We start from the raw sequence: 25,962 nt of genomic DNA, 5'->3' as shown, positions 1-25,962 counted from the left end.
CCGTCGACTCGGACCGCCTCTACCCCCCCCCCCCCCCACCCCTGGGCCCCGGCCGCGCCGGGCGCGCCCCCCCGCCCCCGGGCCGCGGCGGGGGCCCCGCTCGACCTTGTCCAGACCGAGGTCCGCGGTCGCGATCCGCCGGCCCGTTGCCACCAGCAACTTCTCCCCCGTCGCCGACGAGCCGTCCGCGAGCGTGACGGTGAACGCGTCGTCGGCGTACCCGACCTGCTGCGCGTGCGAGCCGCGGAGGAACGTGACGCCGTCGCGCTCGAGGGCCTCGCGGGCGAGGACGCCGGACTCCGGCTCCTCCATCGACAGCACCTCCGGGGCGCCCTCGATGACGGTGACCTGGACCCCGAAGCGGGCGAAGACCTGGGCGAGCTCCATCCCGATCGCGCCGCCGCCGAGGATCAGCAGCGTGGCGGGCAGCGTCTCGACCTCGATCGCCTCGCGGTTCGTCCAGAACGGCGTTCCGGCGAGACCGTCGATCGGCGGTACGGCGGGGATCGTGCCGGTCGCGATCACGATGCCGCGGGTCGCCTCGAACTCGCGGTCACCGGCGCGCACCGTGTTCGGACCGGTGATCGTGGCGAAGTCCTTGATCACGGTCGCGCCCTTGTTCACCAGGCGGTCGACGGCGACTTTGTCGTTCCAGGTGTCGGTGGCCTCCTCGCGGATCCGCTTCGCCACCGGAGCCCAGTCCGGCTGCACGGACGCCGTACCGGCCATGCCGTCGACGCGGCGGGTCTCGGCGATCAGGTTCGCGGCCCGGATCATCATCTTGCTCGGGATGCACCCGTAGTACGGGCACTCACCGCCGACCAGCCGGGACTCGATCCCCACCACCCGGAGCCCTGCCTGGGCAAGCCGCCCGGCCGTCTCCTCGCCGCCGACCCCGAGCCCCACCACCACGACATCAACCTGTTCAGACATGCCGCCCAATCTCCCAGACCGGCCGGGACCGGCCAAGTCGCCACCCGGTGCGTCATCGCACCGTAAGGAGGCGTTCACCACCGGCGACTAGCGTTCCGTTCTCGTAGAAGTGAGGACGAAGGTTGTTCGATTTCTCTGGTTTCGGCAGCATCAACATCGAGACAGTCATCGCCGCCGTCACACTGATCGGAACCGCGATCGTGTGGCTGCTCGACCGGTACCTGTGGCGCCGCAAACGGCTCGTCTACCGGGTCCAGGTGGACGCGCAGATCGGTGTCCACCCGCGGCAGAACCGGGCCCGGGAAATGGTCGACATCGAGGTCGTGCACCAGGGCACGGTGGTCCAGGACCCGAGCATCGTGCTGCTCCGGCTGGACAACGCCGGGACCGACATCGAGGCCCGCGACATGCAGGGCCTGGTCAAGTTCAGCTTCCCGGGCCGGAAGATCGTCCGGATGAAGGTGGTCGAGTCGCACCCGGACACACTCGGCGACCTGATCGAGGCCGACCTGAAGCCGGCCGAGTACGTCGACACCGACACGCTCACGGTGCCGAAGCTCGCGATCAACCGCGGCGACCACTTCAAGTTCCTGCTCGTACTGTCCGGGAAGGGCAAGGACGTCACGCACTCCGGTTACCTCGCCGGTGGTGCGAACGGCGGTGTCTACCACGAGCCGCGGCCGCGCGGACCGGGCCGCCGTACCTTGATGTTCGGTGCGACGACGCTGGTGCTGGTCGGCGCCCTCGTCGCGTTCTTCCTGGTCGACGTCCTCCAGCCACCGGACAACTGCGCGTCGGGTCAGTTGCGGGTGATCGGGTCGACCGCCGTCGAGCCGACGATGTCCGAGCTGCGCAGCGCGTACGCGACCGAGTGCCGCGACGCCGACATCACGATCGCGGCGAACGGCAGCCGGGGCGGCGTGCGCGACCTGAGCTCGCTCGGCGCCAAGGACGCGACCGCCGCGGGCATGGTGATCGCGATGTCGGACGGGCCGGCCGAGGACGCCCAGAACCTCAGCGGCGAGGCCATCGCGGTCGTGGTGTTCGCTGTGGCCGTCAACCGGAGCGCGGACGTCACGGCGCTGACCACGGGGCAGCTGCGTGACATCTACGCCGGCAAGATCACCAACTGGAAGCAGCTCGGCGGGCGGGACCTGCCGATCCGGATGGTCAGCCGCGTCGGGCCGGACTCGGGCTCGCGACTGGTGTTCCGGGAGAAGGTGCTTGGCGGCGATCAGGAGCTCGGAATCACCTCGGACGACTGTCGGCGCGACGACGACGCCGCGCTGGCGAAGTACCACCGCTGTGAGGTGGGCACGACGGAGGAGCTGCTGACCCGGGTGAACGCGATCGACGGCGCGATCGGGTACGCCGAACTCGGCAGCACCCGGAAGTTCCCCGGCATCGTGGCGACGACGATCGACGGCGTCGTACCGGACACGTCCAAGGTGGCGGACCGGTCGTACAAGTTCTGGGAGGTCGAGCACGCGTATACGTATCAGGCGCCGGCGGCGAAGTCGCTGACCGCGGCATTCCTCGACTACCTGCGGTCGACGCAGGCGCGGCCGGTGCTGGAGCGCGGCGGGCTGGTCCCGTGCACCGATCTGCCCGCGGGGTTTTGTGGATAATCCCAGCGCCCGTGGCCGGTTCGCCGGATAATTCCTTTCATGTATGTGATCGCACATCTGAGTGACCCCCATATCGACGGCTCCGACGAGGCTCGGGACCGGCTGCAGAAGATCACGTCGTACCTGCGCGAGTTCCGGCGGCCGGTCGACGTCGTCCTGGTCAGTGGCGACCTCGCGGATCACGGTCTCGAGTCCGAGTACGCCGAGCTCGCCGCGGAGCTGAAGCTCGACGTACCCGTGCTGGTGCTGCCGGGCAACCACGATGTCAGCGCGCCGTTGCGCGCCGGCCTGGCTGAGTTCATCGACTCGGCCGGCGAGGGGCATCCGGTGCACCAGGTGCATGACGTCGGCGGCGCGCGGTTCGTCCTGCTCGACACCTCGGTGCCGGGCGAGGACCACGGGTTGCTGTCGGCGGAGTCGCTCGCGTGGCTGGACGGCGTACTGGCTGAACCGGTCGACGGGCTGTTGTTCGTGGCGTTCCATCACCCGCCGTTCCCGCTGAACCACCCCGTTCTCGACCAGTGGCTGCTTCGCTCAGGCCCCGAGCTCGAGGCGGTGCTGAGGGGCAAGCCGATCACCGCACTGCTGGCCGGCCACGTCCACAACGGGCTGGCGACCACCTTCGCCGGGTTGCCGTTCCTGGTCGCGCCGGGCGTCCGGTCGACGCCGCCGCTGCCCTTCGAACCCCCGGCTCCGGGTGGCGGTCTCGTCGACGGCACGACCGCCCACCCCGGCCTGGCGTTGCACATCGCCACCCCGGGTGCACCGCTCCAGACCCTGTTCCGGCACCCGGCCTGACCTGAACCACGACCGCTGTCCCGGGGTTTGTGCCGGGATTACTGTGCTGACATGTACGTGATCGCGCATCTCAGTGACCCGCATCTCGACGGCACCGAGGCCGCGCGCTCACGGTTGCGACACATCACGGAGTACGTGCGGGCGATGGGTCGCTCGGTGGACGTCGTACTGGTCACCGGGGATCTCACCGATCACGGGCTGGAGTCGGAGTACGCCGAGATCGCGCGTGAGCTGACGTTCGACGTACCGGTGCTGGTGCTGCCCGGGAACCATGACGTGAGCGCGGCGCTCCGGGCCGGGTTGGTGGGGTTGGTCCAGTCGCCGGGGTCGGGTCATCCGGTGCATCAGGTCCGCGATGTCGGCAAGGCCCGGTTCGTGCTGCTCGACACCACGGTGCCCGGCGCGGGCCACGGTCTGCTGCCCGCCGACTCCCTGGAGTGGCTCGACGGGGTACTCCGGAACGCCGTCGACGGACCGCTGTTCGTCGCGATGCATCACCCGCCGCTCGACCTGCACCACCCGGTGATGGATCAGTGGAAACTCGAGGAACGCGACGGTCTGGCCGCGACCCTGACCGGGAAGCCGGTGACCGCGATCCTCACCGGGCACGTACACAACGCGATCGTCACCTCGTTCGCCGGCCACCCGGTCCTCGGCGCCCCCGGCATCCGCTCGACCGTGCCCCTCCCCTTCGAGCCCCCGTCCCCCACCGGCACCGTCGTAGACGCCACCGCCCACCCCGGCCTGGCCCTCCACATGGTCACCCCCGGCGAACCCCTCCAAACCGTCTACAGGTATCCCTTATGACAGACGACCTGATCCTCCACCCGATCGCCCGCGTCGAATCCGCCCTGGGCTCCCGCGCCGACGCACCACGTCAAGGCGACGAAGGCGCCCCCGACGCCTGGGTGGTCTTCGACGATTCGGTCCGGCCGGCCCTCGCCGACATCACCCCCGGCGACGAACTCATCCTCATCACCTGGTTCGACCGCGCCGACCGCACCGCTCAGACCGTGTACCCCCGCGGCGACACCACCCGCCCACCAACCGGCGTCTTCAGCACCCGCTCCCCCGACCGCCCCAACCCCCTCGGTCTACACCGCGTCACAGTCCTCGCCGTCGACGACCTCCGCCTCCACGTCAACAACCTCGAAGCCCTCAACGGCACCCCAATAGTCGACGTAAAACCAGTTCTAGGTGGCGTCGAGGACAGATAGCGTCAGCGCCTACTCGTTGAAAGACGCGCTGTTGGTGCAAGGCCAGTAATGAAGTGCGTTCTTCGGGTAATACCCCGGGCAGATGGCGAACACGTATTGGCCGCCGTTGCCGATGTTGTAGCCCTTCTTGTCACACCCGGCGTCGCCGCCGTCCTCGATCGTCATCACGCGCTTGAAACCGCCCGGAAGGAGGTACGAGTCATAGAAGAGCGCTCCATAAGCGCCCTTGCCGTCGGGCTTGGTGTCGCAGATCTGGAAGACGTCGCCATCGTCGATGAAGGTCATTTTCGACCCAAAGATTTCGATGGACATGTTCGAGAGAGTGCCAACCTCGTCCACAGGTGCGGCCATGGCCGGCCCGACCGACGTGATCAGGACAGTCGCAGCGGCGACACTTGTTATTCGGGCGATGCGGTGAGCGTGACGTTTGATTTTAGAAGTCATACGACGACCCTAAATTCACCGCCTTCCCGGCGGTAAGTGTGAATTTGCCCTGTCAGGCAGGCTCACGGTGCCGAACGGCACATCTCCGGCTCGCCGCGATCGAGGACCTCACCGGCAAGCCAGAGATCGTGCCGCGCGTTCGGGACCCGCAACAGCGATCGGCCGAGGACCGCCTCGAGCCGCGTCAGGCGCTTGCGTGTTCCCGTCACCGACACTCCGAGCGCGCTCGCCGTCGTACTCAGCCGGGTGTCGTGACGCAGCCAGGCACGCAGTGTGCTCTCCATCGCGGGCGCCTCCTCATGCACAGGACGCCACTGGGTCAACGCCCACTCCCGTACGGCCGGCAGGCGCAGCAGCGCGTGAAACTCGGCGTCGAGTGCCGGGCCCGCCGTCACTGGCTCGTGATCCGCAAGGTGCGGCAGTGCCACGATCCGTAGCGCCAGGTCAAGTTTCGCCTGGTCGCCGAGGGACTCCAGGTCCAGACCGAGTAGGGCCTCGACGCGACGCAGCCGAGCGGCCAGGGTGTTGCGATGGATCTTCAGATGCCGACTCGCGGCGGACGAGAAGATCAGCCACGATCGCACCGTTGCGGTCAACGTGTGGCTGTCAGGGTCGGCGGTTCGAGCGGGGGTGTGCTTGGTCAGCGGAGCCAGCAGACGGTCAGCCCACGCGTGCCCCGGGGGACCGAGCATCACAGGCAGACCCAAAGTACCGTCGAACCGTGCCCATCGCTCCGGACGGCCTCGGGCCACCGCGAGCGCATGGAACGCCTGTTCGTAACCGCTGGCCATCTTGCGCAGTGCCAGAGCGTCGCCGGTCCCCACAACACAGTCGTCGAGTTCGCTCGTCAGCGCGGTCTCGAGCGAGCGCGCGTCCGCCGGATCAGCCGACGCGACGACGAGCACGTGGTCGGAGTAGACCGGGCACCGGACGATCCAAGCCTGGCCGCCGGTGTGCTCTGCACAGATCCGGATAGCCTCGGTACGGCGTTCGGCACCACACTCGACGACATGGAACCGGGCCGGATCGGACAGGCTCGGCGCCAGCAGATCGGCGATCTGATGTGCTGTGGTGAGGTTGCCCGACATCAGTAGATGCAGCACCGCCTCCCGCCCGCGCGCATCGGCGCTCTCCAGGCGCCGCCGGGTCCGCTCGGTCTCGCTCACCCACCAGCACACCCCGATCAACGGCGCGGCGTCGGCCGCGGCCGACGTACCGAGAGGATCGACCCCGACGAGCGCAAGGACCACTCCGGACTCGTCTCCCGGCACGTCGACAGACAGCAGCACGCCCCACCGGCCGGCGGACTCTCCCGTGACGACCGTGCGCAGCCGCCGCTCACGCATCACGCGGAGACCGTCGGCGACGAGCATCGTCACCTCGCTGTCGGACCCCCGTGCTGATGCAATCCGAACCCGGCCGGCTGGGTCCACCAGCCCGACCCAGCAACTCGTCCGACGAGCCAGCCACCCCACGATCGCCCGCGCACCGTCCGGCTTGTGGGCCAGACGGTGCATCGTCAGGATGTCTGCCGCCCGCCGTCCCTGCATGCCCTCTCCGGGGGGTCGGCGCGCTCGATCAGAAGTTGATCATGTGGCCTTCGAGGCCGTGGAAAGCCTCTTGGAGGGCTTCGCTCAGGGTGGGGTGGGCGTGGACGTTGCGGGCCAGTTCCTTGGTGGTGAGGTCCCACTTCTGGGCGAGGGTGAGCTCGGGGAGGAGCTCGGTGACCTCGGGGCCGATCAGGTGCGCGCCGAGCAGCTCGCCGTACTTCGCGTCGCTGATCACCTTGACGAAACCGGTCGGGTCGCCGAGGCCGTGGGCCTTGCCGTTGGCGGTGAAGGGGAACTTGGCGACCTTGACGTCGAAGCCCTCCAGCCGGGCCTCTTCCTCGGTCCAGCCGAAGCTGGCGATCTGCGGCTGGCAGAACGTCGCCCGCGGGATCATCTTGTAGTCGAGTTCCATCGTCTCGTGTCCGGCGATGGTCTCGGCGGCTATCACGCCCATCGCCTCGGCCGCGTGCGCGAGCATCAGCTTCGCGGTCACGTCGCCGATGGCGAAGATGTTCGGCACGTTGGTCCGGCAGAAGCCGTCGACGCCGATCGCGCCGCGCTCGGTCAGCTGTACGCCGATCTTGTCCAGGCCGTACCCGTCGACGCGCGGCTGGAAGCCGATCGCCTGCATGACCTTGTCGGCCTCGATCGTCTTCTGGGCGCCGTCCTTGCCCGTGACGGTGACCTTGACCTTGTCACCGGAGTCGTCGATCGAGTCCACCCGGGTGCCGGTCAGGACGTCGACACCGAGCTTCTTGTACGCCTTGGCGAGCTCCTTGGAGACCTCGATGTCCTCCAGCGGAACGACCCGGTCCAGGAACTCGACGATCGTCACCTTGACGCCGTAGTTCGCCAGGACGTAGGCGAACTCGACACCGATCGCGCCGGCGCCGGCGATCACGATCGAGCCCGGCAGCTCCTCGGTGAGGATCTGCTCCTCGTACGTCACCACGCGCTCGCTCAGCTGGGTGCCCGGCAGCAGCTTGGTGGTGGCGCCGGTGGCCACGATGCAGGAGCCGAACGTGACGGTCTCCGAGGAGCCGTCGTTCAGCGTCACGTCGAGGGTGTTCGCGTCGGTGAACGAACCCCAGCCGTCGAACTCGGTGATGTTGTTCTTCTTCATCAGGAAGTGGACGCCCTTGACCCGGCCGTCGGCGACCTTCCGGCTGCGCTGCACCGCGGTCGGGAAGTCGAAGGTGACCTCGCCGCTGATGCCGAAGGTCTTCGCCTCCGTCCGGAAGATGTGCGACAGCTCGGCGTTCCGGAGCAGCGCCTTGGACGGGATACAGCCCACGTTCAGACAGACACCGCCCCAGTACTTCTTCTCGATGATGGCGGTCTTCAGCCCGAGCTGGGCGGCGCGGATCGCCGCGACGTACCCTCCGGGACCGGCGCCGAGGACAACAACGTCAAAGTGCGAGGCCATGCAGTGAACTTTAATGGGTGGCACCAGCCGATCCGACAGCGCCACCGGCCCCTGAGCCGCGACTGACCGGCAACTGTGGCCCGCCTCATGGTCACGGTGGGTGTAGCGGGGTTCCGTACGGACCGTACGGCGCTTACGCTGGCCTCGCGCGTGAGGCGAATTCATGGGGGACGCATGGGTCTGGGGAAACGCCGGTGGCTGCGACTCGCGGCACTCGGCACGGTGTTGGCAGTCGCCGCAGTTCCGGCGTACGCCGACGACCCCACCCCGTCGACCAGCGAGCCACCGCCCGCGTCCGTGACCGACGTGAACCGGTCGCTCGAGCAGCTCCAGGCGGAGGCCGCGGCCGTCCAGGCCGACTTCGCCAAGGCCACGATCGCCTACACCAAGGCTCTGAAGGACGCCCAGGCCGCGGAGGCCGCGGCGAAGAAGGCGGAGACCAGCGCTACCAAGTCGAAGGGCGTCGCGGACGAGCAGCGCAGGCGGCTCGGAGTGATCACCGCGCAGGCGTACCAGATGGGTGTCCCGACCGTGCTGGGGACCGAGTCGATGCTCTGGTCGCTGGCCCCGGTCGCGGAGAACCTCCAGGAGATCGCTGACCGGCAGACCGCGATCACCCAGCTCGGCAGCACCCAGGTAGCTCAGTACCGGACCGCGATGGCCGCGGAGGCCGAGTCGACCCGGCTGCGGGCGGAGGCGACCAGCAAACGCGCGGCCGCCAATGAGGCAGCGACGAAGGCGCAGGAGCTCAGCAAGCAGGTGCAGCAGAAGGCGGCCGACGCCTCCGCGGCGATGGCCGACCAGACCGCGGACCTCGATGTCGCGTCCGCGCTGTCCCAGCAGCTCCAGCAGACCAGGAACGGTCAGGCGCTGGCCCGTTGGAAGACCTATCTGACCGAGCTGGCAGCCGCGAAGGTCACTCCCCCGGCGGCCGCCGTCCTGAAGAACCCCGCGAAGCTGCCGACCGGGCTCGCCCCGCTGACCCGTCGCGGCGCGGCCGTGCCAGGTGTCGCGTCGGTCGCCGTCGCGGGACGGACCGTCCGCGTGCTGTCGGCGGAGACGATCCGCGCGGTGAACCAGGCGTTCAGCCTGCTCGGCAAGCCGTACGGCGTCGCCGCCACCGGCCCCGACAAGTACGGCTGTCTCGGCGCAGCCCGCGTCGCCTGGCAGCCATACACGACCCTGCCGAACCTGATCGGCAAGGTCTACCCCGACTACCAGGCCGTCCCGAACGCCCAGATCGAGCCCGGCGACCTGCTCGTGATGGGCAGCAAGTCGCTCGGCCTCGTGCACATCGGGATCGCGCTCGACAACGGCGAGATGATCGCCGCCGACGAGTCCAAGGGCTCGGTCGTCGTCACCACGGTCCCGGACAACCTGTACGCCGCCCTCCGTCCGACCCTCGGCGCACCGGCCAAACCCCAGGTCGCACCGGTCGCGACCTCCGAGGCGTACGCGTTCCGCTGCGGCAACACCGCTACGTCGTACGACGTCGGCTCGGGTGCCTGGACGTGGCCGCTCCCGGACGGGACCTACGAGATCGGTACGCCGTTCGGCCAGTCCGGCTCGGAGTGGTCCAGCGGCATGCACACCGGCCAGGACTTCCCCGCCCCGATCGGTACGCCGGTCCGCGCGGTGACCTCCGGGACGGTCCGGATCGAGCACCCGGCCTGGGCCGGCAACCTGGTCCGGATCGACCACGGCAACGGGCTCGAGACGCTGTACGCGCACCTCAGCCGAGTCGACGTCACGGACGGCCAGCAGGTCCAGGCGGGCCAGCAGATCGGTGCGGTCGGCAGCGAGGGCAACTCGACCGGACCGCACCTGCACTTCGAGGTCCGGCTCGGCGGCGACCCCGTCAACCCGATGCCGTTCCTGGCCACCGGTTCCGCGAGCACCGGATGGGGTGGCTACAGCAACGGCATGATCCCGGCGAGCAAACTGTGCGCCATCGGTGGCGGTCACCGGCTGCGGTGCGACGCGGCCGCGGCGTACCTGAAGCTCGGCGCGGCCTACCACGCCGCGTTCGGTACGTCGCTGTGCATCACCGACTCGTACCGCTCCTACTCCTCCCAGGTCGACCTCTACCAGCGCAAACCGTCCCTGGCCGCCCTCCCGGGTACGTCGAACCACGGGTGGGGTCTCGCGGTCGACCTGTGTGGCGGGATCGAGAAGTACAGCACCCCGCAGTACCAGTGGATGAAGACCCACGCCGCAGCGTACGGCTGGCTGCATCCCGCCTGGGCGGACCAGGGCGGGAACCGCGAGGAGCCCTGGCACTGGGAGTTCGGTAACCCGACCAGTTAGTAGCCGCCGGTAGGCTGTGATGGTGGCCGAGAAAAACAGTCCCGACCGCACGGACGACAACATCACCCTGGACGCTCAGGACGACCGGTGGGAGTGGCGCCGGCGGATTCGTGAGAACCCGCGGAAGCTGATGTTCTACCGGATCGGTGTCGGTGTCGTAGGTGGGTTGCTGATCATCGCAGCGCCGTTGACCGGCTGGCTGCCGGGACCGGGCGGGATCCCGTTGTTCATCGCGGGTCTCGCCGTGCTCGCCAGCGAGTTCGAGTGGGCGCAGCGGCTGCTGTACCGGGTCAAGGACTGGGTGAAGGCACTCACCCGCTGGACCGGCAAGCAGCCCGCCTGGCTGAAGGCACTCGGGACGCTCGCGCTGTTCCTCTGCGTCCTCGTCGCGATCTGGCTCTACATGGTCGTGCTCGGCGTGCCAGGCTGGCTCCCCGACTCGTGGGAGTCATTCCTGGACAAGCTGCCCTGGCTGCCCTGAGTACTTGAGTCCTGAGTACTCCGGCAGCTCGATCAGCTCGCTCATGTTCTCGGCCATCTTCAGCATCTGGTTCAGGAAGAACGGGATGTCGAGGATCCGGTTCCGGGCCGTGATCCCGAACCGGGTCGCCGGCGCGAGGAACGAGCCCGCGCGGCTCCCGTCCTGCGTGGTCGACACCGCCTTCCGCAGCCGGGTCTCGTACCGGTCGAACGCGATCCGGAAGTCGCGCGTCTGGGCCAACTCCCCCGCCAGGACGTAAGCGCCGACAACCGCTGTCCCGGTGCCGAGCGCACCGAATGTGGCGCCGTACCCCGCGTCGCCGAGCAGGACGATCCGGCTGGTGGACCAGCGGTCCACGCGGACGCGGCTGATCGAGTCGAAGTACAGCTCGGTTGCCGCCGGCAACGCCTCGAGCAGCGCCGGCACGTGCCAGCCCATACCGCTGAACTGCTCCCGCAGGATCGCCTTCTGCTGGTCCAGGTCCCGCCTGTTGTAGTCCAGCACCGGCGACTTGAACATGAACAGCGTCTGCGCCAGCCCCGGATCACGCGTGTCCGCACCCACGCTCGCGAGCTTCCCGGGCACGTTGTACATCAGCGAGTCCCCACTGATCCCGAGCGTGTTCGGGACCTCCCAGCCACCGACGTAGTACCCGAGGTGCTTCTCCAGGACCTGCTCGGCCGGCCACGCGAGCCGCCGTACGACGGAGTGCATCCCGTCAGCGCCGATCACCAGGTCGTACGTCTCCTCGACGCCGCTCTCGAAACGCACGTCCACGCCGTCCGCCTGTTCCTGCAGACTCGCGATCGAGTCGCCGAAGCGGTACGTCGCCTGCTCGCGACTGTGCTCGTACAGCACCCGCGACAGGTCTGCCCGCAGTACCTCGAGCTCACCGCCGGCGAACTCGGCCGGCAGCCGCATCAGCTGACGCCCCGACGCGTCGACGAACCGCATCGCGTTGCCACCGGTCTGCAGCGACCGCAGCTCCTCCAGCACGCCCATCCGCTCCAGCACGGTCGTGAACACCTGACCGCGGAAGTCCACGGCGTACCCGCCTTGCCGGAGTTTGGGCGCGATCTCGACCACCGTCACGTCGTGTCCCGACCGGCCCAGCCACAACGCCACCGACGGACCGGCCACGCTCGCACCCGACACCAGAACCTTCATCATCGCCTCCAGAGCAGTAACTGTGTCTGCCGGACACAATAATGTGTATGGTAGACACAGTTCAAGTCGATTGCGGAAGGAACCCGGAATGTCCGATCTCCTGTGGGGCAGGCAGCCGCTGCCGAGCCGCGGCCCGAAGCCCGCCGTCACGCTGACCGAGATCGCCGCGGTGGGCATCCGGATCGCCGACGCCGAAGGGTTGGACGCCGTCTCGATGCAGCGCATCGCCGGCGAGCTGCCGGTCACGAAGATGGCGCTCTACCGCTACGTCCCGGGCAAGACCGAGCTGGTCGCGGTGATGAGCGACCAGGCCATGGGCGCCCCGCCGGACCGGCCCGGCGACCTACCGTGGCGCACGGCGCTGCGCACCTGGGCATTGGACCTGTACGACGGGTTCACCCGGCACCCGTGGTTGCTCCAATCGACGATCGGGCGCCGTCCGCTCGGCCCGAACGAGCTCACCTGGATGGAGCGCGGACTCGCCGCGCTGACTGAGAGCGGTCTGACCGGCGGCGAGCAGTTGGACGCGATCCTGGTGATCACCAGCCACGTCCGCAACATCGCGCAGCAGTCGACCACTTTCCCCGGTGACACCACGGGACTCACCGAGGAGGACTGGACGCGGTCGCTCGCGGAGATCCTCACCAGCGAAGCCGACCGCTTCCCGCACCTCACCGCCGCGATGCGAACGGCGGCCGGCAGCGAGAACCAGGGCCTGGAGTTCGGTCTGCAGCGCATCCTGGACGGCCTCGAACTCCTGATCAATGGGCGGACGGACTGAGTCGCAAGCCATTGAAACGTTGTCGGTACGCCGATGCCGACAGCCCGTAGTGCGACCGGAACCGGCGCGCGAAGTAGTTCTGGTCCGGCCAGCCGACCGACTCCCCGATCCGGCTGATCGGCGCGTCGGAGTGCAGCAAGCGGTCCGCCGCGAGCTCGACGCGATGCCGCGACAGGTAGGCCATCGGGGGCAGTCCGGTCACGGACTTGAACAACCGCACCAAGTACCCCGGCGCGAGATGCAGCTCGCCGGCCAGGTCGGTCAGCGTCCAGTGCCGCGCCGGATCGGCCTCCATCATCCGCATCGCGTCGACGACCGCAGGATGCGTGTGCTCGCCGCGTTCGTTGCTCTTCGCCACCGTGCGCGCGACGCAGCTCAGGTACAGCGAGAGCCAGCCGATCACCTCGCCACGGTGCCGGCTGAGCGGCTGGTTCCGCAGCTGCCGCAACCCGTCCAGATGGCCGACAGCCTCTTTCACGGTATCCGGATCGAGATGCGTCGCGAGCATTCCGCGGCGTTGCGCGGAGAACGGTCCGGTCCACAACAAGTAACCCAGTAAGGGATCTTCGCGCGCCCAGGCGAGTTCGCGGCGTACCAGATCGGCCGAGAAGCAGCAGTTGTAGACCTCGAGCGATTCGCACTCGACGTACTCGTGCCAGACGCCGGGACGGAGCAGGATCGCGTCACCGGCCCCCAGCCGCTGCCGCCCGGCGAGGCTGTGATGGACACCCGAACCACCGGTGACGAGCAGCAGTTCGAAGAAGCTGTGCGTGTGCAACGGATGGGTCTGCTCGTGCACGTGCGTCCCGGCGTGCACGACCGTCCCTTCGACGAAGTGCAGCACCGTTCCACGAGTCCTCACCGGCTCGTCGACCATGCTTCAAGATACGGGCCGAGGTGCAGATCGTGCTAGACCGAGTGCACTGTGGGCTACTCGCCGGCGACTGCCGGCCGCAGGATCGGTGAACAGGCGAAACGCCCCGCCGACCGAATCCACCGAGCTCTCGGCGTTTCGCCGGAACACTCAATGAATCGTTTCACTCTCCGGTTGGAGTCTCATGTCGCATCTCGCCGCACCCACCTCTCTCCGCTTCGAGCATCTGCTCGCTTCCCCAGAGTCCGGGGTCCTGGGGATCGGCACCGCGAGCCCCCGAATCTCCTGGCAGGTCCCGGCCGCCGACGCCGGCTACGCGCAGACGGCGTACGAGGTCGAGATCACCACCGGCAGCACCCAGGTCTTCACCGTCCAGTCCCCCGAACAACTGCTCGTGCCGTGGCCGGCTGAGCCGCTCACCTCCCGGGAGGTCGCGCAGGTCCGGGTCCGGGTCCGCGGCAACGACGACTGGAGCGCGTGGAGCGAGCCGGTCACCGTCGAGGCCGGGCTGCTCAGCACGGACGACTGGAGCGCCCAGTTCGTCAGCCCGCGGGACAACCCGCACGGCTCCCCCGCTCCCCTGGTCGCCGGCGTCGCCGAGCTCCCCGACGGGATCGTCAAGGCTCGCCTGTACGCGACCGCGCACGGCATCTACCTGCCCGAGCTCAACGGGCAGCGGGTCGGCACCGAGGAGCTCGCGCCCGGCTGGACGGCGTACCAGTACCGGCTCCGCTACCAGATCTACGACGTGACCGCGCTTGTTCACTCTGGTGAGAACACGCTCGAGTTCCTGCTCGGCAACGCCTGGTTCCGCGGCCGCATCGGCTTCCGCGACCAGAAGGAGCTGTACGGCGATCGGCTCGCGGTCCTCGCGCAACTCGAGGTCACCACCGAGGACGGGCAACTGCACACCTTCGGCAGTGACGGCAGCTGGACCTCGCGGGAGAGCAACGTCCTCGCCGACGACCTGTACGACGGCCAGACCACCGACCTCCGCAAGCAACTTGGCGAGCCCACGCCGGTCGACGTCCTCGACGCCGACCTCGGCCTGCTCGTCGCGCCGGACGGCCCGCCCGTCCGCGTCACCGACGTACTGCCAGCGCTCGAGATCACCACCTCGCCGTCCGGCAAGACCCTCATCGACTTCGGCCAGAACCTCGTCGGTCGTATCCGGCTCACGGTTCGCGGGCAGGCCGCGGGCGACGAGATCGTCGTACGGCACGCCGAGGTCCTGGAGCACGGCGAACTCGGCGTCCGCCCGCTGCGCACCGCCAAGGCCACAGACACCTATTACCTCGCCGGCGCCGACGAGGTCGTCCTCGACTCCCCGCTCACCTTCCACGGCTTCCGGTACGCCGAGGTGACCGGCGTCAGCGACCTTCGCAAGGTGGACCTCGAGGCCGTCGTCATCGGCAGCGACCTGCAGCGCACCGGATGGTTCGAGTCGTCGAACGACCTGCTGAACAGGTTCCACGAGAACGTGGTGTGGGGTATGCGCGGCAACTTCGTCGACGTACCGACCGACTGCCCGCAGCGCGACGAGCGGCTCGGCTGGACCGGCGACATCCAGGTGTTCTCCCCGAGCGCGAACTTCCTCTTCGACGCGGCTGGGTTCCTCACGAACTGGCTGGCCGATCTCGCGGCCGAGCAGCAGAAGGACGGGTCGGTGCCGTTCGTCGTACCGGATGTGCTCCGCAACGAGTCGCCGGCCACCGCGGCATGGGGTGACGCGGCAACGATCGTGCCGTGGGTGATCTACGAGCGCACCGGTGACGCCGGCCTGCTCGCCCGCCAGCTGCCGAGCATGCGGGCCTGGGTGGACAAGATGGCCGACCTGGCCGGCGCCGACCTGCTGTGGTCGGGCGGCTTCCAGTTCGGCGACTGGCTCGACCCGACTGCGCCGCCCGAGAACGCGGCAGCCGCCAAGGCCGACCCCGACGTGGTCGCCACCGCGCACCTGGCGCGGTCCGCCGAGGTGTTCGCCAAAGCCGCGGCGGTCGTCGGGCAGGACGACCTGGCCCGCGAGTACGCCGACCTCGCCGCGCGCGTGCGGCAGGCCTTCGCGGCCGAGTACGCGACCGACGGCGGCCGGGTGCTGAGCGACGCGCCGACGACGTACGCCCTCGCGCTGCAGTGGGCGCTGCTGCCGAGCGAGACCCAGCGCAAGCGCGCCGGTGAACGGCTCGCCGACCTGGTCCGTACGGCGAGCTTCCGGATCAGCACCGGATTCGTCGGAACGCCGCTGATGGCTGACGCGCTGGCCGATACCGGACATCCTGACCTGGCCTACCGGCTCCTGCTACAGACAGGCTGCCCCTCTTGGCTGTACTCAGTGACGATGGGCGCGACGACGGTCTGGGAACGCTACGACAGCATGCTGCCCGACGGCACCATCAACCCCGGTGAGATGACGTCGTTCAACCACTACGCACTCGGTGCGGTCGCCGACTGGATGCACCGCCGCGTCGCCGGTCTGGCGGCCGCCGAACCGGCGTACCGGATGATCGACGTGCGCCCGCTCGTCACCGGTCACCTGACCAGCGCGTCCGCCAAGCACCTCACGCCGTACGGCGAGGCGGCGGTCGCGTGGACCCGTTCCGACGGGCAGGTCACGCTGACGGTCACCGTCCCGGTCGGGTCCCGCGCGAAGGTCGACGTACCGGGTCAGGACGGCATCGTCGAGGTCGGGCACGGGACGCACGAGTGGACCGCCGCCGACCCGTATGGCACGCCCGCTGAACTGCCGGCCGACGCCAGCATCCGGGCGCTGATCGACCACGAACCGACCTGGACCGCGCTCGTCGCGGCCGCCACCGAAGCCGGCGTCGTCACCGACGACGCCGACCTCGCCGCCCGCCTCAAGCGCTACCTCGACCAGCCGGCCGCCGGTGTGGTCGACGCGCTCGGCCGACAGTCCACCGAGTCCCTGAAGGCGGCGCTCGGCGCGGTACTCAACCACTAACCCGTCCACCCAGCTGACCCAACTCACCCGACCACCGCCCCGCTGCTTCGAACATCCCTTGGAGGTCAAGATGAGGTTCCGCCCAGGCGCGAGTGGACTGGCACTGCTCGCCGCCGGTTCGCTCGTACTCACCGCGTGCAGCGCGGGCAGTCTCGGATCCAGTAGTGACTCCGGCGGCGGCTCGGTCGAGATCACGTACCTGATCGGCAACCAGGATCAGGACGTGAAGGACGCCGAGCAGCTCGTCAAGGACTTCACCGCGAAGAACCCGGGCATCACGATCAAGACCGAGACCCGGCCGGCCGGCACCGAAGGCGACAACATCGTCAAGACCCGGCTGTCCACCGGCGACATGCCGGACGTGTTCAACTACAACACCGGGTCGCTGTTCCAGGCGATCGCGCCGCAGAAGAACCTGGTCTCGCTCAACGACCAGCCCTACATCGGGGACCTGGACGACAACTTCAAGAAGACCGTGACCGCCGACGGCCAGGTGTACGGTGCGCCGCTCGGCGGCTTCATGGGCGGCGCGGTGCTCTACAGCATCCCGGTCTACACCAAGCTCGGGCTGAAGATCCCGAAGACCTGGGCCGAGTTCATGGCCAACAACGCCAAGATCAAGGCGGCCGGCGGCGGCGTCGCACCGGTCATCCAGACGTACGGCGAGACCTGGACCTCGCAGCTGTTCGTCCTCGGCGACTTCCACAACGTCTCCGCGGTCGAGCCCGACTTCGCCGACAAGTACACCAAGAACCAGGCGAAGTACGCGACCTCGCCGGCCGCGCTCAAGGGGTTCGAGCACACCGAGGCCGTGCACGACGCCGGCTACGAGAACAAGGACTTCGCCTCCGCCAAGCTGCCGGACGGGCTGAAGATGCTTGCCACCGGCAAGGGCGCGCACTACCCGAACCTGTCCGGTGTGGTGGCCAACATGGTCGCGACGTACCCGGACGCGGCCAAGAACGTCGGACTGTTCGCGTTGCCTGGTGACGACGCGAGCAAGAACGGCCTGACCCTGTGGACCCCGGGCGGCCTGTACATCCCGAAGACCACCACCGGCGACAAGCTGGACGCGGCGAAGAAGTTCCTCGCGTTCGTCGCCAGCCCCGACGGGTGCGCCTCGCAGACCAAGGCCGGCGCACCGACCGGTCCGTACGCCGTCAAGGGGTGCTCGCTCGGGGACGACGTACCGCAGGCGATCAAGGACATGCAGCCGTACCTCGACAAGCCGGGGGCGTCCAGCCTGGCGCTGGAGTTCCTGTCCCCGGTCAAGGGCCCGTCGCTCGAGCAGATCACCGTCGAGGTCGGCTCGGGGATCCGGAAGGCGAAGGACGGCGCGGCCAGGTACGACGAGGACGTGAAGAAGCAGGCGCAGCAGCTCGGCCTGGCGGGCTGGTGATGCCTGATGACCGCGACCTCGGTGACACCACGTGAGCGCAGCAAGACCACCCCGGCCGCGTCGGCGGCCGGGAGCAAGGTCTACCGCCCGTACTCGAACTGGTTCTACCTGCCGACCGCCGTCATCTACGGTGTGCTGTTCCTGGTCCCGACCTTCGCCTCGCTGTACTTCAGCCTGACCCGCTGGAGCCTGTTCGAGTCGCGGTTCATCGGGCTGGACAACTTCAAGCTGTTCTTCCAGGAGCCCGCCCTGGTGAAGGGCTTCACCAACACGCTGATCTATGCGGTCGTCACGTCCGGGTCCAAGGTGGTGCTGGGGCTGCTGCTCGCGGTCCTGCTCACCTCCCAGATCGTTGCCCGCGGCTACCTCCGCTCGGTGGTGTTCTTCCCGGTGCTCGTCTCCACGATCGGCGTCGGCCTGACCTTCACCGTGCTGATGAACCCCGACCAGGGCCTGATCAACAAGTCGCTCGCGCTGGTCGGGATCACCGGACCGGGCTGGCTGACCGACCCGAAATGGGCGCTGCTGTCGGTGGCCGCGGTCGACGTCTGGAAGGGCGTCGGCCTGGCCACCCTGATCTACATCGCCGGCATCGTGTCGATCCCCCGCGAGTACATCGAGGCAGCGCGCGTCGACGGCGCCGGGTCTTGGCAGCAGTTCCGCCGGATCGTGCTGCCGCTGTCCCGGCCCGCCACCGTGACCGTCATCATCCTGTCGCTGATCGGCGGGCTGCGGTCCTTCGACCTGATCTGGGCGATGACCCGCGGCGGCCCCGGGTTCACCTCCGACGTCATCGCGTCGGTGATCTACAAGCAGTACCAGGCCGGCTTCTACGGCCTGTCCACCGCGGGAAACGTGGTGCTGTTCATCGTGGTGACGGCGATCATCCTGCCGCTCTCCTGGTTCCTGAACCGCAAGGAGGTCGACCTGTGAGCACGGCAGAACTCGTCAACCACCGCCCCGTCCGCAAGTGGGCGCTGAGCGCGGTCGCGATCCTGGTCTCGCTCGTGGTGTTCGTCATCCCGTTCGCGTTCATCGTGCTGACCGCGGTGAAGGACCGCACGCAGTCGGCGGACCTGAGCTTCTCGTGGCCGCACCAGTTCCGCTTCGTGCAAAACTTCATCGAGGTCGTCGAGGCGCGCGACTACATGCTGGTGATCGCGTTCATCAACAGCACGCTGCTGACCGTCGCCAGCGTCACCGGCATGGTGGTGCTCGCCGCGATGGCCGGCTTCGTCCTGCAACGCCGGAAGAGCCGTTGGAACGGGTTCATCAACTTCCTGGTATTAGCGGGCCTGATCATCCCGCCGGCCGTCGTACCGACGATCTGGGTCCTGCAGAAATTCGGCCTGTTCCGCACCATGCCGGGGTTGATCCTGATCGAGATCGCCTACGGGTTGTCGTTCTGCATCCTGCTCTTCCGCGCCTTCGTCGCCACCATCCCGAGAGAACTCGACGAGGCCGCGGTCATCGACGGGGCGGGCCCCTTGAAACTCTTCTTCCGGGTGGTCTTCCCGCTCCTGAGATCGGTGATCGTCACGGTCGTCGTGGTCCAGTCGGTGAACGTCTTCAACGACTTCGTGAACCCGCTGTACTTCCTCCCGGGCGACAAGAACGCCACCGTCCAGCTGACCCTCTACAACTTCTCCAGCCAGTACTCGACCCAGTACAACCTCCTCTTCATGGACATCCTCCTCATCACGATCCCCCCACTCATCATGTTCCTCTTCTTCAACCGCCAAATAGTCGCCGGCATGACCTCCGGAGCCATCAAGGGCTAACCCCACGACCACCCAGGCGTGCAGAAGAACGGGTAGAGCACCCGCTGTACGCCGTACGCGCGAACGCGGTCACGCCCAGGTGCACTAGCTACCTGTGCGACACCACCCGTCGAAACGCACACCCAGCCGTCGAAGTGCACACCCAGCCGCGCGCACGGGACAGCAGCCGCGATCCCGTGCGCGTGTCCACCACCGCCGCGGGAGTCCGTGTCGCAAGAAGCGAGCGGGGCGGAGACAGGAAAGCGTGACCGAAGACAGGCAATAGCAGGTCTCAACCCACCAGTTCCTGTCTCAGCCCCACCGCAGTCCCCCGGGTCCGCGGTCGGCGCCACAGACGCGGCGAGACGCGGGACGGGTGGGCGTCGGGCGAGTGCGGAAGGACCCGGGGAACACCCGACCTACGCGGTACGGGCGGAGGCGATCAGCGGATGACGCGGTGGGACAGCCGGGGTACGTCGTTCGCGCGGACGTGGTCGGGCTCGCTCGGTGGGTGGGGACGGGAACTGGTGGCTGGGGACACGTAATAACAGGTCTCCGCCCACCAGATCCTGTCTCCGCCTCCCACCACGTCCCGTCCCCCACCACGTCCCGCCTCGCACCAGGTCCCGCCCCCACCACGTCCCGACGCCACCACGTCCCGACGCCACCGCGTCCCGTCGCCCGCCTGGCGGGCTCGGTGGGTGGGGATTACTTGGGTTTTTGGAGGAGGTGGGCGGCTTGGGCGGGGTCTTTTTCGGTGGGGAGGGCGGTTCGGGTGAGGGTTGCCAGTTCGGTGAAGCCGGCGGTGGCTAGGAGGGCGGCGATCTCGGCGGGGTCGTGCATGTAGACCTGGAGGTCTAGGTCGTGACCGTAGGCCTGGGTGAGGTGGCGGCTGCCTTCGCCGACCTTGAAGCCGTGGATCAGGTGGCCGCCGGGGCGGAGTACGCGGTAGAGCTCGGCGAACACCGCCGGCAGCTCCTCGCGTGGCGTGTGCACGAGCGAGTACCACGCGAGCGCCCCAGCGAGCTCTCCGTCCTTGATGTCCAGGTCGAACAACGACCCCACCTCGAACCGCAGCGACGGATACTCCCGCCGCGCCACCTCGACCATCCCAGGCGTCAGATCAACCCCGAACACATCCAGCCCAAGCCCCGCCAGGTACGCCGTGATGCGCCCCGTCCCGCACCCGAGGTCACCCACCGGACCGGGCTCGACCAGCGCCGCGAAGTAGTCCAACGCACCCTTCTCGAACGGATCGGCGCGGTGGTAGTCCTTCAGGATCGCGTGATAGTCGACGGCGGCGGTGTTGTATGACCCCTGGATATCGTTCACCCGAGGACTCTAGGCAGCCGCTCCGACAGTTTCTCGTAGTCGTCGAGTGAGTTGTACGCGTGCGCCGACAACCGGATGAACTTGCGGTCCTCGAACCCGGTGAAGGTGATCTCGGCGTTCAGTTCCCGCGAGATCCGCATCTTCAGAGCGTCGCCACCGGACAGGTCGACCGACGACGGCAGCTCGACCAGCCGCATCGTCGCCGGCGGGTGCACCACCTCGGCGATGCCGGTGCCGAGCGCCTTGGCCAGGATCCGCGCGCCCTCCTCGACGAGCGCGGTCAGTTGGGGCCGGCGGGTCGGCCAGTCGAGCTCGGCCAGCACGCGCAGCGACTCCGGCGCGGCGATCCACGGCACGTAGTCGTACGTGCCCTGCATGTCGAAGCGCTCCGGCATCCGCTCGTCGTACTCCGACCAGGACACGATCAGCGGCATCGACGCCGACCGCCACCGTTCGGCGACCACCAGGCCGGCGGTTGCTCGCGGTGCGGCCGGCCACTTGTGGAAGTTGCCGGTCCAGAAGTCGGCGCCCGCGGCGGCCGGGGCGTCGATCAGCGCCGGCGCGTGGGCGCCGTCAACGACGACGGGTACGCCGCGTTCGTGGGCGGCCGCGACGAGTCCCTCGATCGGGAACACCTTGGCGGTCCCGGAGGTGATCTGGTCGACGATCAGCACGGAGGCGTTGTCCAGCTGCTCCGCGATCAGCGCGACCACGGTGGCGTCGTCGGCCTCGAGCGGGATCCCGACGTTCACCACTTCGGCGCCACGCTCCCGGGCGTACCGCTCGGCGGCGTACCGGACCGCGCCGTACGCGTGGTCGGTGAGGACGATCTTGCTGCCGGCCGGGATCGGCAGCGTGGCGAGCGCGACCGTCACGCCGGCGCTGGCGTTCGGGACCAGGGCGAACCCGGCCGGGTCCACCTGCAGGTACGCCGCGAGTTCGAGCCGGCTCGTGGTCAACCGGTCGGCGACGGTGCGGAACCAGACCATCGGGTTCGCGTCCATCTCCACCCGGAGGCCGGCCATCACCTCCTGCGTCCGGCGCGGCACGGCGCCGTACGAACCGTGGTTGAGGTGGAGGACACCGCTGTCGAGGGTCCACAGGTCAGGGCGGGGGCTGAGTACCGTCACCACCCAAACGGTACATACTTCATGACGTGTACCCCTACCTCGACCACGACGGACCGATCGCGATGGCGCATCGAGGCGGGGCCAGACACCCCGACATCATCGGGTACGAGAACTCGCTGCGCGCCTTCCAGCACGCGGTCGACCTGGGCTACACCTACGTCGAAACCGACTTGCACGCGACCAGCGACGGGGTCGTCATCGCCTTCCACGACCACCGGCTCGACCGGGTCACGGACCGGACCGGCGTGATCGCCGAGCTCCCCTGGTCGGAGGTCTCGAAGGCGAGGATCAACGGCCACGAGCCGATCCCCCGGCTCGACGAGCTGCTGGAACACTTCCCCGACATCCGGTTCAACCTGGACATCAAGGCCGAGGGTGGCCTGGAGCCCGCCGCGCAGGTCCTCACGGCGGCGAACGCGATCGACCGGGTCTGCGTCTCGTCGTTCTCCCAGTCCCGGGTACGCCGGATCCGCAAACGGCTCGGCCCGCGACTGTGCACCGGGTACGGCGACCGCGAGACCGCGCTGCTTCGGCTCCTGCCGTTCGCACTCCCGTCGAACGGCGCGTGCCTGCAGATCCCCGAGCACTACGGCCGGCTGCACGTACTCACCCCCGGTCTGATCAAGCGCGCCCACTCCCGCGGCAAGCAGGTGCACGTCTGGACGGTCGACGACGCGCCCACGATCCACCGGATGCTCGACGCCGGAGTCGACGGCATCATCACGGACCGCACCGACGTACTGCGGGATGTCCTGATAGAGCGGGGCCAGTGGCACTGAAGTGTTATCGCCGGGTACGTCGCGACGTACCCCGGACCTGACAGACTTCCGCGCATGGGACTTCTCTCCGCCCCCGACGGTGTGGACAAGCGTGAGTACTGGGGGTTCAGCCTCTTCGACTGGGCGAACTCCGGGTACGTCACCACGGTCGCGACGGTACTGTTCGCGCCGTACCTGACCTCCGTCGCCGAGACCGACGCCTGTGGGTACGTCGGGACCACGGACCACCCGTGCAACACCGACCTGCACGTCCTCGGGCTCGGGATCTCCCCCGGCTCGCTCGCGTTCTACGTGGTCACGGTCGCGACGCTGGCCTCCGCACTGTTCCTGCCGGTGGTCGGGGCGATCGCGGACCGGATGGCCCGCAAGAAGCTCCTGATGTGCGCGTTCGCCTGGGCCGGTGCGCTGTCCGCCTGCTGCATGGTGTTCGTCGGCGGCGGCCGCTGGGAGCTCGGCGCGTTGCTGCTCTTCATCGGCAACGTCTGTCTGGGCTCGGCGCTGGTCGTGTACGACTCGATCCTGATCGACATCGCTCCCCCGGACCAGCGCGACGCCGTCTCGTCACGCGCCTGGGCCTTCGGGTACGCCGGTGGCTTCATCCTGCTCGCGATCAACCTGGCGGTGGTCACCGCGCACGACGCGCTCGGGATCAGCCAGGGCACCGCCGTCCGGCTCAGCCTGCTCAGTGCCGGTGTGTGGTGGGGCCTGTTCACGATCATCCCGTTCGTCCGGCTGCGGGACCGGCCGCCGGTGAGCGTCGAGCCGGTCCGCAGCCGCGGTCTGGTCCGGCAGAGCTTCGGGCAGCTGTCGGCGACCCTGAAGCACATCCGGACCTACCCGATGACGCTGCTGTTCCTGGTCGCGTACCTGTTCTTCAACGACGGCATCCAGACCGTGATCTCGGTGTCGTCGACGTACGGCGAGAAGCAGCTCGGGTTCCAGACCCAGGTGCTGATCGCGACCATCCTGATGGTGCAGTTCGTGGCGTTCTTCGGCGCGATCGTGTTCGGCCGGGTCGCCCAGCGGTACGGCGCCCACCGGACCATCACCGCCGGTCTGGTGATCTGGATGCTGATCGTGATCGCCGGCTTCCTGCTGCCCGCCCACCAGATCGCGCCGTTCCTCGCGATGGGCGTCGCGATCGGGATCGTGCTCGGCGGCACGCAGGCGCTGTCCCGGTCGGCGTTCAGTCAGCTGATCCCGAAGGGCCGCGAGGCGGAGTACTTCTCGCTCTACCAGGCCGGCGAACGCGGTACGTCGTGGCTCGGCACGCTGGTGTTCGGTCTGGTCCACCAGATCACCGGCTCGTACCGTCCCGCGATCGTCGCCCTTGGCATCTTCTTCGTGATCGGTCTGGCCCTGCTGACCCGCGTCGACATGCGCCGCGGCATCCGGGAGGCGGGCAACAGCCAGCCGAGCGTCGTCTAGGCGGCGCCTGGTCCGACCTCGGACGCGGCCAGCGGGTGCCGGACCGTCGCCGCGGTCGAGTACTCGTCGGCGCCCACGTCGTACGGCGCTGTCCGGGCCTGACCGTCGACGTCGTCGGTGACCTGGCTCGCGTGGTTCAAGGCGGCCGCGTTCGCGGCGGCGCTGCCCGCACCGAGCCGGTAGACGCCGTCACTGCCGGCTGCGAGCTTCGGGTCGGCGCGGGTGAAGCCGGATGACGGGATGTTGCCGTCGGTCGCGCCGCCCCAGGTGATGTTGCCCGACCAGGTGATGCCGTCCAGGTACGGCATGTCGACGAGCTGACCGGAGTCGCCGACCAGGAGGTTGTCGGCGATCACGCAAGCCAGCGGCGGGACGGTCCGCTGGCTCTCACCGGCCACTGCCTGGCCGTTGTTCCGGAGCGTGTTCAGCACGATCGTGACCCGGTCCGGGGCGTCGTTGCCGCGCCGTGAGTCGGACGGCTCCCCCTCGTAGTGGTCCCGCTCCGTACCGCTCCCGAGTACGACGCCCGCGCTCGCGACCCCGCCGACGTAGTTGTTCACGATCAGGTGGTCGTTGCCGTAGATCCGGATGCCGTTGCTGCCGGACAGCAGATAGTTGCTCTCCACCCGGTTGTCGTTGCCGTGCCGGAGCACGATGCCGCCGAGCGACGAGCGGACCGTGTTGTACCGGATGGTGTTGCCGGACGATTTCACCGAGATCGCCTCGGGGTCGCCGTTGCACCGCTCGAACAGGTTGTACTCGACGGTCGCATCGGCGGTACTGAGCGCGCGGCCGCTGACCCCCAGGCGGATCGGTTCGCCGCCGTTCGCCCCGCTGAACGTGTGGTCGCGGAAGTAGTTGCGCAGGATGTACGTGCGCTGTGCCATCGCTTCCGTGCCCGGGCCGTCGATCACCAGGTAGACGCCGAGCGTGGACTTGTCGTGGAAGACGTTGCGGTCGACCTTCACGTCGTCACCGCGGACGACCACCCAGTGCTCGGCCGCGCTCGCGAGCTGGAAGTCGTTGCGCGTGAGCCGGATCCGCGGGCAGTCCGCCGGGATCTCCAGCGTCGCACTCTGCCGGAACGCGAACCCGCTGATCGTGATGTCCGAGGAACCGGAGAACACGAAACTCTGCGCACCGGTGAGCGTCACGCCACCGCGGCTCGCGGCGACGATCGTGATCGGTGCGGTACTGCTGCCGTGCCGGTTGCTGATCGTGATCGGCGAGCCCGACGGTACGGCGTACGAGCCGTTCGCCATCGTGATCGTGGTGCCGGCGGTGGCGCTGTTGACGGCCTGCTGAAGCTCGGCGAGCGATGTCACGGTGGCCTGTTGCGCGGCCAGTGCGGGACGAACGTTCGCGAGGGAGAACGCGGCGGCTGCGATGCCGACGCCACTACTGGTCAAGAAGGTACGACGATCCATGACGAGACTCCTAGTGTCCTGGGTCGGACGTTCGGCGAGTGATTTCGGTGTTCAGGTGCGTGCATCGCGGTGCGTGGTCAGTGGCCTCGATGCGGAGCATCGTGGGCGCTGGGCACGTGCCGTGAGGTGCGTGCCTGGG

General features: G+C 68.5%; 22 protein-coding genes. 13 read left to right on the top strand and 9 right to left on the bottom strand.

All coding sequences use genetic code 11. The features are described 5' to 3' along the window. The coding region (locus tag ACWGID_RS40495) for an FAD-dependent oxidoreductase (RefSeq protein ID WP_452204703.1) at nucleotides 1–933 on the bottom strand (933 nt) is incomplete at its 3' end. Nucleotides 934–1,055: 122 nt separating this feature from the next. Between ACWGID_RS40495 and ACWGID_RS40490 the strand changes: the two genes are divergently transcribed. The 4 genes from ACWGID_RS40490 to tsaA are packed head-to-tail and all read left to right on the top strand — an operon-like array spanning nucleotide 1,056 to nucleotide 4,576. Further along, nucleotides 1,056–2,561, top strand: a complete 1,506-nt coding sequence (locus tag ACWGID_RS40490; RefSeq protein WP_452204702.1) for a PstS family phosphate ABC transporter substrate-binding protein — start codon at nucleotides 1,056–1,058, stop codon at nucleotides 2,559–2,561. A gap of 39 nt (nucleotides 2,562–2,600) precedes the next feature. Then, nucleotides 2,601–3,359 carry a metallophosphoesterase gene (locus ACWGID_RS40485; protein WP_452204701.1) on the top strand — a complete coding sequence of 253 codons (759 nt, stop codon included), beginning with the start codon at nucleotides 2,601–2,603 and terminating at the stop codon, nucleotides 3,357–3,359. 51 nt (nucleotides 3,360–3,410) lie between these two features. After that, a complete protein-coding gene (locus ACWGID_RS40480; protein ID WP_452204700.1) occupies nucleotides 3,411–4,166 on the top strand; it encodes a metallophosphoesterase in 756 nt (251 codons plus the stop codon). Further along, complete coding sequence (tsaA, locus tag ACWGID_RS40475) at nucleotides 4,163–4,576, top strand: tRNA (N6-threonylcarbamoyladenosine(37)-N6)-methyltransferase TrmO (protein ID WP_452204699.1); 414 nt, start codon at nucleotides 4,163–4,165, stop codon at nucleotides 4,574–4,576. The genes ACWGID_RS40480 and tsaA overlap by 4 nt, the downstream gene beginning before the upstream one ends. A gap of 9 nt (nucleotides 4,577–4,585) precedes the next feature. Here the strand turns inward: tsaA and ACWGID_RS40470 are convergent, their stop codons facing one another. The 3 genes from ACWGID_RS40470 to lpdA all read right to left on the bottom strand — a co-directional run bounded on the left by ACWGID_RS40470 (nucleotide 4,586) and on the right by lpdA (nucleotide 7,996). Then, the gene (locus ACWGID_RS40470; protein WP_452204698.1) at nucleotides 4,586–5,020 is read right to left on the bottom strand and encodes a hypothetical protein; all 435 of its coding nucleotides are present in this window, start codon (nucleotides 5,018–5,020) and stop codon (nucleotides 4,586–4,588) included. A 62-nt stretch (nucleotides 5,021–5,082) separates the two neighbouring features. Then, nucleotides 5,083–6,570 carry a helix-turn-helix domain-containing protein gene (locus ACWGID_RS40465; protein ID WP_452204697.1) on the bottom strand — a complete coding sequence of 496 codons (1,488 nt, stop codon included), beginning with the start codon at nucleotides 6,568–6,570 and terminating at the stop codon, nucleotides 5,083–5,085. Nucleotides 6,571–6,598: 28 nt separating this feature from the next. After that, the gene (gene lpdA, locus ACWGID_RS40460) at nucleotides 6,599–7,996 is read right to left on the bottom strand and encodes a dihydrolipoyl dehydrogenase (protein WP_452204696.1); all 1,398 of its coding nucleotides are present in this window, start codon (nucleotides 7,994–7,996) and stop codon (nucleotides 6,599–6,601) included. 174 nt (nucleotides 7,997–8,170) lie between these two features. Here lpdA and ACWGID_RS40455 point away from each other — a divergent pair, with 174 nt between their 5' ends. Together ACWGID_RS40455 and ACWGID_RS40450 are read left to right on the top strand one after the other, a co-directional pair. Then, nucleotides 8,171–10,303 (top strand): peptidoglycan DD-metalloendopeptidase family protein, encoded by a 2,133-nt coding sequence (locus ACWGID_RS40455; protein ID WP_452204695.1) that lies wholly within the window; start codon nucleotides 8,171–8,173, stop codon nucleotides 10,301–10,303. 19 nt (nucleotides 10,304–10,322) lie between these two features. After that, a complete protein-coding gene (locus ACWGID_RS40450; RefSeq protein ID WP_452204694.1) occupies nucleotides 10,323–10,784 on the top strand; it encodes a PGPGW domain-containing protein in 462 nt (153 codons plus the stop codon). On the opposite strand, the gene ACWGID_RS40445 is transcribed toward ACWGID_RS40450, so the two are convergent. Next, nucleotides 10,752–11,951, bottom strand: a complete 1,200-nt coding sequence (locus tag ACWGID_RS40445; RefSeq protein WP_452204693.1) for an FAD-dependent monooxygenase — start codon at nucleotides 11,949–11,951, stop codon at nucleotides 10,752–10,754. The two genes, ACWGID_RS40450 and ACWGID_RS40445, sit on opposite strands and share 33 nt — an antisense overlap. 88 nt (nucleotides 11,952–12,039) lie before the next feature. Here ACWGID_RS40445 and ACWGID_RS40440 point away from each other — a divergent pair, with 88 nt between their 5' ends. Next, complete coding sequence (locus ACWGID_RS40440) at nucleotides 12,040–12,732, top strand: TetR/AcrR family transcriptional regulator (RefSeq protein WP_452204692.1); 693 nt, start codon at nucleotides 12,040–12,042, stop codon at nucleotides 12,730–12,732. On the opposite strand, the gene ACWGID_RS40435 is transcribed toward ACWGID_RS40440, so the two are convergent. Further along, entirely contained in the window at nucleotides 12,713–13,594 is an 882-nt protein-coding gene (locus ACWGID_RS40435; protein WP_452204691.1) for an AraC family transcriptional regulator, read from the bottom strand. The genes ACWGID_RS40440 and ACWGID_RS40435 overlap by 20 nt on opposite strands. A 196-nt stretch (nucleotides 13,595–13,790) precedes the next feature. Here ACWGID_RS40435 and ACWGID_RS40430 point away from each other — a divergent pair, with 196 nt between their 5' ends. From ACWGID_RS40430 to ACWGID_RS40415, 4 genes are all read left to right on the top strand, one after another. Then, the gene (locus tag ACWGID_RS40430) at nucleotides 13,791–16,568 is read left to right on the top strand and encodes a family 78 glycoside hydrolase catalytic domain (protein WP_452204690.1); all 2,778 of its coding nucleotides are present in this window, start codon (nucleotides 13,791–13,793) and stop codon (nucleotides 16,566–16,568) included. A gap of 70 nt (nucleotides 16,569–16,638) precedes the next feature. Beyond that, complete coding sequence (locus ACWGID_RS40425; RefSeq protein ID WP_452204689.1) at nucleotides 16,639–17,967, top strand: ABC transporter substrate-binding protein; 1,329 nt, start codon at nucleotides 16,639–16,641, stop codon at nucleotides 17,965–17,967. Nucleotides 17,968–17,973: 6 nt separating this feature from the next. After that, the gene (locus ACWGID_RS40420) at nucleotides 17,974–18,900 is read left to right on the top strand and encodes a carbohydrate ABC transporter permease (protein ID WP_452204688.1); all 927 of its coding nucleotides are present in this window, start codon (nucleotides 17,974–17,976) and stop codon (nucleotides 18,898–18,900) included. Next, nucleotides 18,897–19,748: a carbohydrate ABC transporter permease gene (locus ACWGID_RS40415; RefSeq protein WP_452204687.1), complete on the top strand. Its 852-nt coding sequence runs from the start codon at nucleotides 18,897–18,899 to the stop codon at nucleotides 19,746–19,748. Before ACWGID_RS40420 ends, ACWGID_RS40415 begins: the two co-directional genes overlap by 4 nt. A gap of 687 nt (nucleotides 19,749–20,435) precedes the next feature. Here ACWGID_RS40415 and ACWGID_RS40410 read toward each other — a convergent pair. Further along, nucleotides 20,436–21,059 (bottom strand): methyltransferase domain-containing protein, encoded by a 624-nt coding sequence (locus ACWGID_RS40410; RefSeq protein WP_452204686.1) that lies wholly within the window; start codon nucleotides 21,057–21,059, stop codon nucleotides 20,436–20,438. Then, a complete protein-coding gene (locus ACWGID_RS40405) occupies nucleotides 21,056–22,189 on the bottom strand; it encodes an aminotransferase class V-fold PLP-dependent enzyme (protein ID WP_452204685.1) in 1,134 nt (377 codons plus the stop codon). The genes ACWGID_RS40410 and ACWGID_RS40405 overlap by 4 nt, the downstream gene beginning before the upstream one ends. 26 nt (nucleotides 22,190–22,215) lie before the next feature. Here ACWGID_RS40405 and ACWGID_RS40400 point away from each other — a divergent pair, with 26 nt between their 5' ends. After that, nucleotides 22,216–22,968, top strand: coding sequence for a glycerophosphodiester phosphodiesterase (locus ACWGID_RS40400; RefSeq protein ID WP_452204684.1), 753 nt, complete (start codon nucleotides 22,216–22,218; stop codon nucleotides 22,966–22,968). A 54-nt stretch (nucleotides 22,969–23,022) separates the two neighbouring features. After that, complete coding sequence (locus ACWGID_RS40395; RefSeq protein WP_452204683.1) at nucleotides 23,023–24,396, top strand: MFS transporter; 1,374 nt, start codon at nucleotides 23,023–23,025, stop codon at nucleotides 24,394–24,396. On the opposite strand, the gene ACWGID_RS40390 is transcribed toward ACWGID_RS40395, so the two are convergent. After that, nucleotides 24,393–25,823 (bottom strand): polysaccharide lyase 6 family protein, encoded by a 1,431-nt coding sequence (locus ACWGID_RS40390; RefSeq protein WP_452204682.1) that lies wholly within the window; start codon nucleotides 25,821–25,823, stop codon nucleotides 24,393–24,395. The genes ACWGID_RS40395 and ACWGID_RS40390 overlap by 4 nt on opposite strands. Nucleotides 25,824–25,962 lie beyond the last annotated feature (139 nt).

It is taken from the genome of Kribbella sp. NPDC054772 (genome assembly GCF_053611945.1).
The sequence above is the reverse complement of the archived record's forward strand: the minus strand, read 5'-3'. Positions and strand labels throughout refer to the sequence as shown.

Coding starts and splice junctions, on each gene's coding strand:
- ACWGID_RS40485 (WP_452204701.1), top strand. CDS start 2,601: ATGTATGTGATCGCACATCTGAGTGACCCCCATATCGACGGCTCCGAC.
- ACWGID_RS40480 (WP_452204700.1), top strand. CDS start 3,411: ATGTACGTGATCGCGCATCTCAGTGACCCGCATCTCGACGGCACCGAG.
- tsaA (WP_452204699.1), top strand. CDS start 4,163: ATGACAGACGACCTGATCCTCCACCCGATCGCCCGCGTCGAATCCGCC.
- ACWGID_RS40470 (WP_452204698.1), bottom strand. CDS start 5,020: ATGACTTCTAAAATCAAACGTCACGCTCACCGCATCGCCCGAATAACA.
- ACWGID_RS40465 (WP_452204697.1), bottom strand. CDS start 6,570: ATGCAGGGACGGCGGGCGGCAGACATCCTGACGATGCACCGTCTGGCC.
- lpdA (WP_452204696.1), bottom strand. CDS start 7,996: ATGGCCTCGCACTTTGACGTTGTTGTCCTCGGCGCCGGTCCCGGAGGG.
- ACWGID_RS40455 (WP_452204695.1), top strand. CDS start 8,171: ATGGGTCTGGGGAAACGCCGGTGGCTGCGACTCGCGGCACTCGGCACG.
- ACWGID_RS40450 (WP_452204694.1), top strand. CDS start 10,323: ATGGTGGCCGAGAAAAACAGTCCCGACCGCACGGACGACAACATCACC.
- ACWGID_RS40445 (WP_452204693.1), bottom strand. CDS start 11,951: ATGAAGGTTCTGGTGTCGGGTGCGAGCGTGGCCGGTCCGTCGGTGGCG.
- ACWGID_RS40440 (WP_452204692.1), top strand. CDS start 12,040: ATGTCCGATCTCCTGTGGGGCAGGCAGCCGCTGCCGAGCCGCGGCCCG.
- ACWGID_RS40430 (WP_452204690.1), top strand. CDS start 13,791: ATGTCGCATCTCGCCGCACCCACCTCTCTCCGCTTCGAGCATCTGCTC.
- ACWGID_RS40425 (WP_452204689.1), top strand. CDS start 16,639: ATGAGGTTCCGCCCAGGCGCGAGTGGACTGGCACTGCTCGCCGCCGGT.
- ACWGID_RS40420 (WP_452204688.1), top strand. CDS start 17,974: ATGACCGCGACCTCGGTGACACCACGTGAGCGCAGCAAGACCACCCCG.
- ACWGID_RS40395 (WP_452204683.1), top strand. CDS start 23,023: ATGGGACTTCTCTCCGCCCCCGACGGTGTGGACAAGCGTGAGTACTGG.
- ACWGID_RS40390 (WP_452204682.1), bottom strand. CDS start 25,823: ATGGATCGTCGTACCTTCTTGACCAGTAGTGGCGTCGGCATCGCAGCC.